This is a genomic window from Enterococcus sp. AN402 (assembly GCF_040719405.1).
GTDB classification, from domain to species: domain Bacteria; phylum Bacillota; class Bacilli; order Lactobacillales; family Enterococcaceae; genus Enterococcus; species Enterococcus faecalis.
The window spans coordinates 2,926,890-2,941,160 of the sequence record NZ_JBFDTM010000004.1 but is presented as its reverse complement, the minus strand read 5'-3'; the positions used below and the strand labels follow the sequence as shown (position 1 = coordinate 2,941,160).

Genomic DNA, 14,271 nt, shown 5'->3' with positions numbered 1-14,271 from the left:
TTCATTATTTTCTCCTTTATAACAAACCAAAGAATGAAGTGACCAAACTAACTAAGACAATCGTGCCGATAATGATACCGTAACGTGGACCTTTTTTTACCATGAAGAAATAAATAGCCAGGACTGCTGCTAAAGGAAGTAACCCTTTCATAATTTGATCTAGGATATCTTGTAAAACAATCGTGGCACCGCCAGTAACTTTAAACGTCATCGGGCTAGCAATTTTAACATAACTCGCACTTAAAGCGCCCATCATCATCATTCCTAAAACATTTGCTGAATAAATGACTTGCTTAATTTTGCCGTCTTTTAACAAACTTAAGATTGAATTACGCCCTAATGTATAGGACTTATTTACTAACGTCCAACTGATGTATAACGTAATGGCTGTGTACAGAACCAACGGACCGATACTTCCAATCACGTTACCTCCTTTAGCCATTGGAATAAAAATGGAAATGATTAACGGCATTAATGCTGCCCAAATAATCGAATCGCCAATCCCAGCCAGCGGACCCATCAGCCCAGTTTTAATCGATGTGATCGCCGTATCAGAGATCGCTGCGCCATTGGATTTTTCTTCCTCCATAGCAATTGCAATCCCTTGAATGGAAGCTCCTACTGTTCCTTCAGTATTAAAAAAATTCAAATGACGTTTCAGAGCTTCTCTTTGTTGTTCTTCATCGTCTGCGTAAAGTTTTTTAATTGTAGGAATCATCGATGCACAAAAAACTAAACTTTGAAGACGTTCATAAGAATTTGATAATTCACAGCCTAGTTGATAAATCCAAAAGGCTTTGGATAATTCTTTTTTAGTAATTTTTTTCTGTTCCAATTGTTGTTCATTTGCTTGTGTCATTTGTTCCATTATGCTGCCTCCTCACTCAATGCCTTGTTTCTAACTAAAAAGGCAATACAGATTCCTAAAATAGCGACGGCCATAACTTCTGCGCCAAAATATACTACTGCAACAAAACCGATTAAAAAATAAGGAATCAAATTTTTCTTGCCAATTACCATAATTGTTAAGGCGAAGCCTAACGCTGGTAAAATACCACCCATTACTTCAAAGCCGTGCATCAACCATGCTGGGATAACTTCTAAGACTTTATTCACCACAGATTGACCAAAAAAGTTCGCCGCAAAAACCAACGGAAAGCGAATTAAAAATCCCGCTAAAGCTGGATAAACAAACGCAGCTCGGTAAATCCCCCCATAATTTAACTCTTCTGCATATTTATCAGCCATATGCACCCACGTCGCATTGATGGTCCGCCGTAATTGATCCATAAAGACGCCTAACACACCAAAAGGAACAGCTAGTGCAACAGCCGCCTCGGCATTCATTCCCACACCTAAAGCAATTGGAATCGCAATTGCTGAAGCTAAAGCCGGATCACTAGGCACATTGCCACCCGGTGTGGAGGTGACTCCGAGATAAACAAGTTGAATCCCCGCCCCCACAACCATTGCTTCACTAAGTTTTCCTGTTGCTAAACCAGCCACCAACGCTGCACCTAATGGCTGAGACAGCATGCCTGAAAATGTATACCCAAAACGCAAACGTGCAAACCAATAATAAAGTCCCATAATAATTGAAACACCTAAAACGCCCATATGATTCTCTCCTTTTTCTCTGATTATAGTGATTGATATTTTTCAATTAATTTTTGAATTGGTAGGGGATTTTCTTCGGGAATCGCTTGGAAGAAAACATGAATGCCCTTCGTTAAAAGTTCAGTCAAAATTGCAACATCTTCTTCAGATAAATTGATATTTTTTAAAACATTTTTCCGATTTGGTCCGCCACCTAAGCCACCAACTTGAATCTCCTCTTTAATAATTTCTTGGTCCACCATCGCTTTTAAGGTCGTTAAATCTGGCACTAAAAATAACACCTTTTTCTCTTCCTTTTCTTGCGATTCCCAATATTCTTTGGCACTTTCAATCCCTTTAATTACTACAGAAACCCCTGGAGGCGCCGCCATTAAATAAATACTTTGTAAAAATTCATCTTGCTCTAGTTCATCACTCACTACCAAAATTTCATTTGCACCTGATTGTTGTAACCATTTAGTCACTACTTGTCCATGGATTAAACGACTATCGACTCTTGTTAATACGATTTTTGACATTCTGTTCACCTGTACTTTCTTATTTTGGAATTTCTAAAATTTGACAACTGTCTACTGCTGCTTGTTGAATCATCTCTGCATCTTGTAAACGAAATCCAGGACCACTTTGTTTCATGACGGATTCTAATAATAACGATGTGCATAATCCTGACACGATCAGGAGGTCATAATCTTTTGATAAACGCAATGCAACATTACTAGGTGTGCCCCCTTTAACATCTGTTAAAATTAGCAACTGGTTGTGCCACTTTAATTGGTCAATTTTTTCTGTGACTCGTTCTAAATAATCCCCCAGTGAATCCTCTGCTTGTAATGCTACTTCATGTACATTTGTGACTTCTCCAACGATCATCTGGACGCTTTTGACTAATTCCAAGCCCCAACCATTGTGTGTTAAAAGTAAAATTGGTTCATTTTCCATAAACAAACTCCTTTGCTAATTAATCATTTTATTAAAAGCAATAAGTGTGCCAACTTTCATTTCCGTTTGAATTAAGCCTTTTCAAAGAGCAATTCATAAATATAGCGCACTTCCAAAGGTGGAATCAACAGATTATAGGACACTTCAAGCGGTCGAAACGCCATTTTTATGACAGATACTGCTTCTGGCAACTCTCGATATGACACTTCATAAGCTGTCGGGTCATATTCTGGATTCAACAATTGCCGTTCTAACATACAGGCACAATGAATGATAAAACGAAGTAAAATCTTTTCGTCACTTTTTATTTTAGTTTGTAAGCAAATATCTGAATAAATCTTAGCTAATTCGATCGAAATGGTTGTAGGATTCAAAACCGTTAGTAAGTCTGTAATAGCTTCGATTGATAATCCTTGAATATATTTAGCTGAAACTTTTTTTAGTAACTCTTGGTTTTGTTTTTCTTCTAAATGATGGCCTAATAATTCGAAAACTAGCTGAATGCCCCGCTTCGATAGTAAATCTTGTAAAGAAATAAACGGAATATCTGGCACTTCTGTCTTTACGGTGCCAATGATGCCAACGATTTTCTCTTCTTTCCGAACAAAAGAATGCAAGCGATCAATGTCTTCCACTTCTCTTTTCTCTAAAGTAATGATGCGTACATTCGTTAGTAATTCATTGGGAAAAGTTTTTAGTAACAACTGTTCAATTTTAATAGCAGTCCCCATGCCAGTTAGACAGGAAATAATGAGAACTTTTGCCTCGTTGAAGCGACCTTTACTGCAAATCAAGGCGCGATGATTTTTTTCTTTTAAGACTGGTAATAGATACTCAAACGCCGTCGATTCATAAATGACTTCTCGGGCCACTTCTAGCAATGTTAAGAGATTGATATTGCTAATTAGCAGCACTTCCATTTGAAACGTTTGACTGATAGCATTACCAAAGTAAACCAAGGAACCGATGTCCACCATTAAAATAATTTTTTTATACTGATTTTGCTTCACAATTGTACGGACTTTTTCTAATGTTTCTTCCACTGATTGATTAATTGGCATATCAACTGCACGCATGACCGTTGTTGAGAACAGAAGGTTGGTGTACTCAACCATGCTGCTAGCCGTCGCGGCACCATGTGCAACGACGATAACGCCACAGTTTTCTTCAACTGAGTGCGCTCTTTTTTTAGCTGTGACTTTACGAATAAATAGATCAAAAAAGAGGATTTCCGTATCAGCAAAAGAAATCCCAAACAACGTTTGTAGAAAGTCCACCATGGTCTTAGCAGCTTGATACTGGGTTACTTTGCCAGAATAGATATTTTTGGTATCTGAATAAAATGTTTCATTCATTTGTGCAGAATAAAAAACAGCAGAATAAAGGTGGACAATTAAAATATTCTGGAAATCCTCTGTCAATTTTTCTTGGATTAATTGTTCAAAAAAGACAATGGCTTCTTGAATTTTTGGCTGCAATGTTTCGTCAATGGCCTCTATGGCTAGCGGTTCTTGAGCAAAAATATCCATATCATAAAGTTGCTCGACTTTGTTTTGCATGATTGCTAGCGCATCCTCTGTCGAAAGAGTTAATTTTTTCAAATCCGCATATTCTTTCAATAGAAAATTATAAAAACGATCATTTTTCAGACTTTCCGATTTGAGTAACTCTTGACTGCTTAAATAAAAATGGTTGTATTGAATCGTGAGGCCATCGTTAGGTATCCACTCATTAAAAGCCAGCAGACTTTCTACATCAGGTTGCTCTTTGACTGTTCCCTCGTTTGCTTCAATGCAAATAGTTTCCGTTAATTGATCGAACACTTCTAAATAGGCTTGTGCGCTCATAAATTGAATCGCCGCTTTCAATTCGCCAACGTTGGCTTCAAAATGAGTAAACGTTAATTGTTTCAACGCCTCATAACGAATATGGATATTCTTTTGAATCCGTTGACTTTCTTCTAAGAAAAAGGACAAAATCAATTGAATTTTTTCTTTCAAAGAGCGCTCGGCTAAAGCTGGAATGGCTAATGTCACAGGGATCCTTCTTAAAAACGTTTTCAAAAAATGTTGATTGACTGCTTCGGTTGTTGCAAAAATAAATTTTATCGATACATTTCTTTGTTTTTCGGCTTCGCCCATCCGTGTAAAATACCCTTTATCCAAAACTGTAAACAATTTTTCTTGGCCTTCGCTCGTTAATCGATGGACTTCATCTAAAAATAAAAAACCGCCATCTGCCAACTCCACTAAGCCTTTTTGGTCATTGACGGCACCAGTAAAACTGCCTTTTTTATAGCCAAACAGATGCGAAGTTAATAATTCTGGATTGTTGAAATATTCTGCACAATTAAAATAAATAAACGGAACTTCTTGGTTCATTTTAACTTGATAAAATTGGTGTAATTGTTCCGCAATTAAGGTTTTCCCCACCCCAGATTCTCCAGTAAGTAAAATATTCAAGCCATTAGGCGGATATAAAATAGCGGCTTTCAACTTCTTGATGGCGTCTGCTAAGCTCCCATCAAAACCAATTACGTTCGCAAATGGATTCATTTTCAGTAGCTGCTTTTTCTTATGTATCTGTTCTGTCTGTTGATAAATGTCCTCTTGCAGCGAAGCGAGGGAATCGTAGCACGTGCTACTTTTAAAAAAAGGAAACTGTTCCTCTAAGTAGTCTTTATCAAAAAATAACACTGGTCTAGATTTAACTTTAACGACTTGGTCTTTTCTCACTAATTCTGAAAGCTCTTCACTAACAGCGGTTCGGGTATAGCCAGAGGCCTGACTTAATTGCGAAGCCGTTGCGGGCAACAAGGTTGCTTTGCTACTTGGATTTTGTACGTGAAACTGTTTTAACGCTTGATGAATATTATCAATTCTCATAGTCTTTTCCCCATTTCTTTTTTGATCCAAAAGTTAATTTATTATACATTAAAACGGAAGCGGTTTCTTATTTACCATAAAAAAAATCAAGTCTTTAACCAAAAGATTAAAGACTTGATTTTTATTCTCCGTATTGTACAAGTTGTGTATTTTCACAATGAAAGTCCAAGAAATCTTGGATTTTTTTACCATTGAAGTAGTTATCAATGACTCGCATAACCGCATTGTGGCAAACAAATAAGTAAGTTTCCTCTGAAGCCAAGGCTTCCTCAATCAAGGGATAAATTCGACCCGCGACATCTAGGACTGATTCCCCTTCTGGAAACGGCAAGGAAATCTCAGAACGATTTTCTTGGAAAGCCGTTGTTTCAATCGGTTCACCATCATAAATGCCAAAATTCATCTCAATTAAACGAGGTTCTGTTTCAATCGTCAATTGATTTCGTTCCGCAATTTTACGTGCTGTTTCTTGCGCCCGTTTTAAAGGCGACGCCAGTAAACGGTCGATTTGAATTCCTTGTTTGGCAATTTTTTCAGCTACCAATTCCGCTTGTTGATAGCCTTTTTCGGTCAATTGCGCTTCCGCATGACCACAAATTCTACGGGCCACATTATAATCTGTTTCACCATGTCTCACTACGTACAGCATTTTTCCACCTCAGTTTTTTGTCTTGTGTCTATTTTATCTGAAATTTGGTCACAATAACACCCTATTTAGCGGTAACTTTCTGGTAATTTAAATTTTCCTTCTTGCTCAAACTGTTCGCCTACTTGGAATAAGAGATCTTCACGTCCACGAGCAGCCAGCAATTGAATACCTAAGGGTAACCCCGTTGCCGTAACATGTGTGGGCAAGCTGATGGCTGGTTGTCCTGTCAAGTTCGCTAGTTGAGTATATGGTGTTAGCTGTAAACTTTTATCAAAATAATCATAGATTAATTCAGCTAACTCTGCTTCTGTTAATTCTGCTGCTTGCGCCATTCGTTGACGAATGTGCTCACTTTGCAAATCTTCGTTAATTTTTGGTGCTGAAAAAGCCGTTGTTGGTGATAAAAACAGATCAAATTTTTGAAAAAGTTCTTCCATCGTTACTGCTGCTTGATCCCACAACTGTAATGAATGAACATAGGTGGCTGCTGGAATCTTTTGCCCAAATTGATGCATGGTCCATGAAAAAGGTTCGATTTCTTCTTTACGAATTGGGCGCCCGAGCCCCTGTTGAATGCTGTTCATCATCGCTGTAGTTTCTGCGCCGTTCATTTGATAATAGGAGCGAATCAGCGCTGCACCATCGACTGGATAAGAAATTTCAATGATTTCATGGCCAGCGGCTGCCAGAAAATCAGCCGCTTGTTTCGCCGCTTGTGTTGCTTCTGGCGAAATCATTGAGCCGATAGGCGAAGCGGTACACAGAGCAATTTTTAGCCGTTGTTTTTTAGTGTGTGTTTGCCATTCTGCCAAGGGCGCTTGGTATGGGGCGCCACTGTGGCTACCACGTAGGTCATAAAATAATGCTTTGGTGTCTCTCATAGAAATAGTCAACGCAAAGTCAATCGAGGCACCTTGCCAGCCTCGCCAGCCTTCTGGGCCGACAGGCATGGAGCCACGGCTAGGTTTTAAGCCAATTAAGCCACTAAAAGAGGCGGGAATTCGGATGGAGCCACCGCCATCGCTAGCGCCGGCGATAGGAACAATCCCGCTAGCGACAACTGCGGCAGCGCCGCCACTGGAACCGCCTGGCGAATGTTCCAGGTTCCAAGGATTGCGGGCTGGCCCGTAAAGCGCAGGATCCGTAATATTTTTAAAGCCAAACTCTGGGGCGTTGGTTTGTCCTAAGGGCATCAAACCAATCGTTTCTGCTTGTTTGACAAAGTTAGAGGTCGTTGTTGCAGTACTATTTTTAAAAAGTTGCGAGCCGGCCGTTGCCGACCACCCCGCTTTTTCTTGGCCTAACATTTTCAAAGGAAATGGCAAACCAGCAAATAGTGTGTCCTGCTGTTTATTTTTTTGGTAAGTTGCTTCTGCTTCTTGGCTGTCAAAGGTTACAAAGCCATTGATCTTTGGATTTAACTTTTGGACTTTTTTCTCAATATCCTTTAAGAGTTCTGTGTGACTTACTTTCTGTTCTTTTAATTGTTGTACCCAATATAGTCCGTCTTTCATACAGACCCACCTCCTATACTATTCAGTATTAGTATAGCATGGTTTTTAGGGGTCATCCTGTGATGGTGATTTTCATTCGTCAAGTGCTTCTCTATTTTAAGTAAATAATTCGCCAATGTAAGGAAGCAACTGCGGATGCAGTTTGTAGCCTTTATACCGTGTATTTTGGATACCTTGTTTTTTAAAGCCCCCTACTTGAATTTTTTTATTTAATTTTGTCAGCTGTTTGGTCATTTTTTTTCGATTATTGGCTGTTTCTTCTGTGTCATATATTAATTTACAAAGGCGTTCCATTGGTAAGTGTTCTTTTGGCGTACTATACAAGACAGCCAGTAGTGCACGTTCTGCGGCTGTTAGCTTTATCCCCTCTACATCTAACTTTTCATCTTCTCGTTGGATGGGTTTATTTAATTCTGCCAAAAGGAGATTTTCTCTTAATGTATCCAAAGTCGCATCCAATCGTAACCAATTGAGAATGCCATATTGATAGCTAATGCTCAATTCTTCCGAGGTAGGAATGTCTTCCGAGCGAAGAAACAACGGCGTTTTAACTCTGGCTAATTCCTTTAGATATAAATATTGTTCTTTGCGAGGAATCGTTTCGCTGAGAATGATGGCATCAAATTTTCGATAAAACAAATGACTTTCCTTAATTTCACCAATCAGACACGTCGTACAAAAAACTTGGTGATCTAAATGCTGTAAGCGGTTTTGAAAAGCAGTTTCTGATAAAATATTTTTTGTGATGACCATTATTTTCATTCTTGATTCCTCCTTAATTCTTTTTTGGTTCAAAATTTTCTCAATTCTCGTGTTTTGTTTTGATATATTTAGTATACTGGAATTTTTTCGAATTAAAATTTAGAAATTTACAATCAAATCAGTCATTAACAGTCATTCCTGTAATCCCCGATTTATAAAGGATTTCCAATAGTCTTATTTAAAAAATATTTGTTATTTAATCCTCAACATGCTATTTTTTTAATTTTTTCTTTTTTTATTTAGCTAACAAACATCAAAAGGTTGGTAGCTAATATCAACCTTTTGACGTTTGTTAGCTATTTTCTCTTGAAATCTTTGGATTTTTTTCTACTTTTACTAAAAAAAACAGCCAAAAGTGGCTGTTTCTTTGCTATTTATATTTATTTCATAATATCGATTAAGTCTTTTTTTGAAGCGGCCGAGGCAGGGAAATAGCTAAATACAACCCCGATAAAGACAGAAATCCCGATGGCTAATGTAACCGTCATTAAATCTGGACGAACAGAAAACGGTAGTGCCATTGAGGCTAAGTAGGCAATAATCATTCCTAAAAGATAACCAGTAATTCCGCCGATTAAGGTCAAGGCAATTCCTTCTGTTAAGAATTGCTTTTTAATATCACTGGCTGTCCCGCCCAATGCACGGCGGATACCAATTTCCTTAATCCGTTCTGAGACCGAAATGTACATCATATTCATAACGCCGACCCCAGCAATTACCAGTGAAATAGCCGCAATTGCGGAAATAAACAAGGTTAAATTATTTAATAAAGAGCCCATTTCTTTGATGGTATCTTTAACATTATATTCTTGATACGTCCCGCTGTTTTTCATGGTTCCTTGTTGAGAGAGAGTTTTTATTGTTTCTTTCAATACTTGATCTGGTTGGTAGCCAGGTGCTACTGTTAGCTTCAACGTAGATGTATCTTTTAGCTTGCCGAAATAATGTTCATAGGTCTTTTTGGGAAAATAAAGCAATGAGTCATCATTACCTGGACCAATGGCACCGCTGGTATTGGTTGTCACGCCAACAATGGTAAAAAGTTGATCTTTATATGGAAAAGTTCGATTAACTGCTGCAGTCGGGTCTTGGTAGAGTTCTTTGGCAACCAGTTCATCCACCACCACTGTTTTATCCAGTTTTGCATTGTCTCCATCATTCAGTTGGCGTCCCGCCAACAATTCTTTGGTGGTTTTGTCGGCAAGTTCATAGGTTACAGAAAGATTTTTCGGTCCTGCTTGAAAATTCAGTGTACCTTTTTGGGCGCCATCAACTTCTCTTTGATCAAAATCAATTTTTTCTACGCCAGGAACCATGCGCACGACCCCTAAATCATTGTCGGTAAACATCGCTTGGTCACTAAACATATCCGAAGTGTTGTAGGCCGAAAAAGAAATCTTTTTCACATTTTCTTTTTGTTTTTCAGCAGATAATTTATCGACCATGTCTTCTTTAAAGCCGTTACCGATAGCCACGATGGTAATCACCGAAGCGATCCCGATAACAATCCCTAGCATCGTTAACAAGCTGCGTCGCTTATTTTTCAAAATGGAACGGAAGGCGGTTTTCCAAATAATTGAACGTTTCATGTCAGCACCTCCTCTAAAATCTTTCCATCACGAACTTTAATCAAACGATTGCAGTATTCAATTGTTTCTTCATCATGTGTCACTAAAATAATGGTGACACCTTCATTGTTTAATTGCTGAAAGAGCGTTAAAATTTCTTCCGATGTTTTACTATCTAAAGCCCCAGTTGGTTCATCTGCAATAATAAAACTTGGCCGATTGACAATCGCACGCGCAATGGCCACACGTTGTTGTTGTCCGCCCGAAAGTTGTTTTGGATGCTTCTTGCCTTTATCTGGCAAGCCGACTTTTGTCAGAACTTCGTGGACACGATCTTTGGCTTCTTTTGGGGTTAACCCACTATATAAAAGAGGCAATTCAATGTTTTCTTCAACTGTTAGTGTTTCAATTAAACTAAAATTCTGAAAGACAAAGCCGACTGCTTCATTTCTAATTCGGGATAGTTCCTTATCAGAAAAGTCGCCAATTTCATGGTCTTCAAATAAATACGTTCCTTCAAACTTTTTATCAATAAAGCCTAGCAAATTAATCAAAGTCGATTTCCCAGAACCAGAAGGACCCATAATCGCTAAAAATTCTCCAGCGTCTACTTGGAGGTTAATATCATCTAACACATGCAGTGTTTCTTCTTCGGAATAATAATATTTATGAATATGGGCTAGCTTAATCATTGGCAGCTACCTGAACATCTTGATTATCTTTTAATTCTTTATTGGGATTGGCAATCACTTGGTCTTTCCAGTTCAAGCCACTTTTGACAACTTTACGACCTAAATTTGTTTCTGTTTCAATCGGTGTTTTTTTCGCTTTGCCCGCTTTGTAAACATAGACAAATTCTTTTTCGCCTTCTTTTTGGATTGCTGCTGTCGGTATAATCATTTGCTTTTGTGGCACAGCGATACTAGTAGACAAGCCTTCTGCCCAAGGAAAATCACCTTCTACTGTAAATTGATAACTCACTACTGGATTGCCTTCATTTTTAGCTATTGGGGTTTGCGCAATGGAAACAATTTTGCCTGGCGCTGATTTGCCTGAACCAACGGTCGTCACTGTTACTTCTTCCCCTGTCTGTAATTTATCGTAATCATATTCGGTTACTTTTCCTTGAATATTTTTCTTTTGTGTTGCAATTTTAATGACTGGTTTGTCGGTACTACTCATGGCACTAGCATCGACAGTGACTTGGCCATCAATTGGTGCTGTAACGACTGTGTTAACTTTGCCACGTGTTTGTTCAAGCGTGTTTGCTGCTCCGACGGCATCACTGTTGGCTAATTGAAGGGCTTGGTTAGCTTGGGCGACTTCACTATTCGCAGCACTAACGGCTTCATTCAATTGCTGAATTTCCGCATTTAGTGTTTCTTTCTCTTCAGCCTCTTTTGCGGTGTTTAATTTTTGCTTGGCTGCAGCAACTTTGTTTAAGGCTTCATTGTATTTTTGAGTGGCTAAGTTAACGTTCTCTTGTGCTTGTTGGACTTGAAGATTGTTCCGATTAACGGCATTCGCTTGTTCTGTTTCTGTGGCTTGGATGTCTGAGTTATTGTACGTTAACAATGGACTATCTTTCTTGACTTCTTTACCATTTTCAACATTTATTTCGGCAATTTTTCCTAAAGAAGGATCAAAGAAAATATCCCGAGTATCTAGAAAACTCACTTGACCATCTAATTTTAATGAGGCCATTTCTGTAATGGTATACGTTGTGTATTCAGGTTCAACTTCTTTTGAAGAAAAAACTGTTTTTGCTCCGATAAATCCGACGACGACCACTGCGGCACCAATACCGAACCACACTTTTTTATTTCGCTTCTTCTGGCCTGACTTTTTCATTTATTTGTTCCTCCTTGATTTCTGTTGACGAGTTTGTCATTTTATTTAGTATATAATGAATAAAAAAACTGGTCCCTTCATCTTCCTATCATTCCTCTTACAGTTTTGACACATCTTTATCTAACAAAAAAACGTTTATCCTGTGTAAAAGGATAAACGTTTTTTGTTATTTTATTGTTCTAATTGACCCAACCAGCCAGATGTACCGCCTAGAACATTGGTTACTTGATACCCTTGTTGACTGAGAAACGCACATGCTTGTGCGGAGCGCGACCCCATTTGACAAATCAGGTAATAGGGTTGTTTTTTATCTAATTGCTGATAATTTTCGGTTAAAGTACTTAAAGGTAAGTTGATGGCCTGGGGGACATGCCCCAGTTGGTATTCCATTTCTTCTCGTACATCAATAATCGGTAATTTTTTTCGTTTTGCTTCCTGATAAAACTCAGGCATGCCAATCGTGTTATACATTTTCTAGTTCCTCCGGTTTTACCATTCGATATAGCGCAAAAGCACCATCTAAATTTTTGGCTGAGATGCCTGCTTGTTTTAGCATCCGTTCTGCAATATAACTACGCAAACCGCTGTGACAACTAACAATGTACTCCGTTGACTTGTCTAATTCCTCCAAACGTTCTCTTAACTCATTTAAAGGAATAGACACAGCATTTTTAAATTGACCATTGGCTCGTTCGGCGGGATTACGGACATCTAATAAAACAGCCCCATTAGCTAATTCGTTGGATAACTCATGCCATTGAACGTTTTCACTCAATCCTTCTACAAGGTTCATCGCTGCATAGCCTAACATGTTCACAGGATCTTTCGCTGAACCAAACGGCGGCGCATAGGTAAACTCTAATTCAGGCAAATCAAAAATAGTTAACTGTCCTTTAATAGCGGTCGCAAGAATATCAATCCGCTTATCTACGCCCTTTGCCCCAATTCCTTGTGCGCCATAAATTTCCCCTGTCGTAGGATGGAAAACTAATTTTAACTGAAGATCTGTTGCGCCAGGATAATACCCCGCATGGTCTTTTCCACTGATATGCACAACATCTGTTGTTAGTCCAGCAGCTTTAGCAGCCCGTTCGCTTAAACCAGTTGAAGCAGCGGTTAAATCAAAGACTCGCACAATGGCGGTCCCAATGCTTCCTTGATTTTTTCTCTCTAACCCAGCAATCACATCCGCTACTTGACGTCCTTGGCGATTGGCAGGAGAAGCTAAAGAAATCAGCGCATCTTCTTGAGTGATTTGTTGTTTCACTACAATAGCATCCCCAACCGCATAAATATCGGGTTGATTCGTTTGATAGCGTTCATCAACAACAATACCGCCACGTAAACCAGTTGCTACACCTGCTTCAACTGCTAAGGTATTTTCTGGTTGGACACCCACCGACAAAATGGTTAAATCAGAAGCTAATGTTTGACCGTCTTCTAAGCGAATCACTTGCCCTTCTTCTTCAAAAGCAACCGCAGATTGTCCCGTAATTACTTGAACATTGTTTTTACTTAATTCAGCTTTGACAAAAGCGGCCATTTCTTCGTCTAATGGCGGTAAAACATGAGGCGCTTTTTCCACGAGAGTGACTTCTAATCCGCGTTTTTGTAAGTTTTCTGCCATTTCCAAGCCAATGAAGCCTGCGCCAATCACGACGGCTCGTTTTGTTTCTGGTGTCAAGGCTGTCATAATTTGATCTAAATCAGGAACATTTCTTAATGAAAAAACATTTTTGGCTTCTGCCAATCCTGTAATTGGTGGCACAAAAGGTTTCGCCCCTGGTGATAAAATTAATTTGTCATAGTGTTCTGTTAAAATTTCTGTTTCATGTTTCACTGTGATCACTTTTTCTATTGGATCAATCGCCACGACTTCATGGTGAGGACGAACATCTAAATTAAACCGTGCCTTTAACGCTTCGGGTGTTTGAACAAGCAGTTGCTCTCTTTCTGCGATTTCGCCAGAAACGTAGTAAGGCAAACCACAGTTTGCAAATGAAACAAAAGGGCCTTTTTCCATGACAACAATTTCAGCATCTTCCATTAAGCGACGTAAACGTGTCGCTGCTGACATACCACCAGCCACGCCTCCGATAATTACAATTTTCATTTATTTTCCTCCTTTAATTTGACCAGACCATTGGGACATCCCACCACGAACGTTAATCACGTGATAGTTTTTTCTCGCTAAAATTTTGGCCGCATTTTTGCTGCGCATGCCGGACTGGCAAATCACATAGACTTCGTTAGCGGATTTGTTGTAGGCGGGAATTTTGTTAAGTGGGACATTAATCGCTTGTGGAATATGCCCTGCGCGGTATTCGCTAGGTGTTCGGACATCTAATAACGTTATCTCTTTAGATAAACGTGACTGCAGTTCTTTTGTTGAAATACTTGGCGTTTTTTTAAACAATTGAAATAACATTTTTTTCTCCTTCTCTTATATACCTTATGGGGTATATTTAACATGAAAAAGTTAGACT

14 protein-coding genes are annotated in these 14,271 nt (G+C 38.9%); all 14 read right to left on the bottom strand.

All coding sequences use genetic code 11. The annotated features are described in order from the left end of the window. Positions 1 to 16 precede the first annotated feature (16 nt). Positions 17 to 868: a PTS system mannose/fructose/sorbose family transporter subunit IID gene (locus tag AB1I62_RS15640; RefSeq protein ID WP_048737575.1), complete on the bottom strand. Its 852-nt coding sequence runs from the start codon at positions 866 to 868 to the stop codon at positions 17 to 19. Further along, positions 868 to 1,617, bottom strand: a complete 750-nt coding sequence (locus tag AB1I62_RS15635; RefSeq protein ID WP_002355079.1) for a PTS sugar transporter subunit IIC — start codon at positions 1,615 to 1,617, stop codon at positions 868 to 870. The genes AB1I62_RS15640 and AB1I62_RS15635 overlap by 1 nt, the downstream gene beginning before the upstream one ends. Before the next feature lie 23 nt (positions 1,618 to 1,640). Then, complete coding sequence (locus AB1I62_RS15630; protein ID WP_002355078.1) at positions 1,641 to 2,135, bottom strand: PTS sugar transporter subunit IIB; 495 nt, start codon at positions 2,133 to 2,135, stop codon at positions 1,641 to 1,643. A 19-nt stretch (positions 2,136 to 2,154) separates the two neighbouring features. Continuing rightward, positions 2,155 to 2,556 carry a PTS sugar transporter subunit IIA gene (locus AB1I62_RS15625; protein ID WP_010827793.1) on the bottom strand — a complete coding sequence of 134 codons (402 nt, stop codon included), beginning with the start codon at positions 2,554 to 2,556 and terminating at the stop codon, positions 2,155 to 2,157. 71 nt (positions 2,557 to 2,627) lie between these two features. Further along, complete coding sequence (locus AB1I62_RS15620) at positions 2,628 to 5,441, bottom strand: sigma 54-interacting transcriptional regulator (protein ID WP_033592976.1); 2,814 nt, start codon at positions 5,439 to 5,441, stop codon at positions 2,628 to 2,630. 121 nt (positions 5,442 to 5,562) lie between these two features. Next, positions 5,563 to 6,090: a histidine phosphatase family protein gene (locus tag AB1I62_RS15615; RefSeq protein WP_002359138.1), complete on the bottom strand. Its 528-nt coding sequence runs from the start codon at positions 6,088 to 6,090 to the stop codon at positions 5,563 to 5,565. Positions 6,091 to 6,155: 65 nt separating this feature from the next. Beyond that, positions 6,156 to 7,604, bottom strand: coding sequence for an amidase (locus tag AB1I62_RS15610; RefSeq protein WP_048737577.1), 1,449 nt, complete (start codon positions 7,602 to 7,604; stop codon positions 6,156 to 6,158). A gap of 96 nt (positions 7,605 to 7,700) precedes the next feature. Then, a complete protein-coding gene (locus AB1I62_RS15605; RefSeq protein WP_002359135.1) occupies positions 7,701 to 8,366 on the bottom strand; it encodes a helix-turn-helix domain-containing protein in 666 nt (221 codons plus the stop codon). A 380-nt stretch (positions 8,367 to 8,746) separates the two neighbouring features. Then, complete coding sequence (locus tag AB1I62_RS15600) at positions 8,747 to 9,955, bottom strand: ABC transporter permease (protein ID WP_010817655.1); 1,209 nt, start codon at positions 9,953 to 9,955, stop codon at positions 8,747 to 8,749. Beyond that, positions 9,952 to 10,626: an ABC transporter ATP-binding protein gene (locus AB1I62_RS15595; RefSeq protein ID WP_048737579.1), complete on the bottom strand. Its 675-nt coding sequence runs from the start codon at positions 10,624 to 10,626 to the stop codon at positions 9,952 to 9,954. Before AB1I62_RS15595 ends, AB1I62_RS15600 begins: the two co-directional genes overlap by 4 nt. Next, entirely contained in the window at positions 10,619 to 11,785 is a 1,167-nt protein-coding gene (locus AB1I62_RS15590; RefSeq protein ID WP_002361088.1) for an HlyD family efflux transporter periplasmic adaptor subunit, read from the bottom strand. Before AB1I62_RS15590 ends, AB1I62_RS15595 begins: the two co-directional genes overlap by 8 nt. A gap of 171 nt (positions 11,786 to 11,956) precedes the next feature. Beyond that, positions 11,957 to 12,256 (bottom strand): rhodanese-like domain-containing protein, encoded by a 300-nt coding sequence (locus AB1I62_RS15585; protein ID WP_010712853.1) that lies wholly within the window; start codon positions 12,254 to 12,256, stop codon positions 11,957 to 11,959. Then, positions 12,249 to 13,898, bottom strand: coding sequence for an FAD-dependent oxidoreductase (locus AB1I62_RS15580; RefSeq protein WP_048737581.1), 1,650 nt, complete (start codon positions 13,896 to 13,898; stop codon positions 12,249 to 12,251). The genes AB1I62_RS15585 and AB1I62_RS15580 overlap by 8 nt, the downstream gene beginning before the upstream one ends. After that, a complete protein-coding gene (locus tag AB1I62_RS15575) occupies positions 13,899 to 14,213 on the bottom strand; it encodes a rhodanese-like domain-containing protein (RefSeq protein WP_002365287.1) in 315 nt (104 codons plus the stop codon). It lies immediately after the preceding gene. Between the last annotated feature and the right edge of the window lie 58 nt (positions 14,214 to 14,271).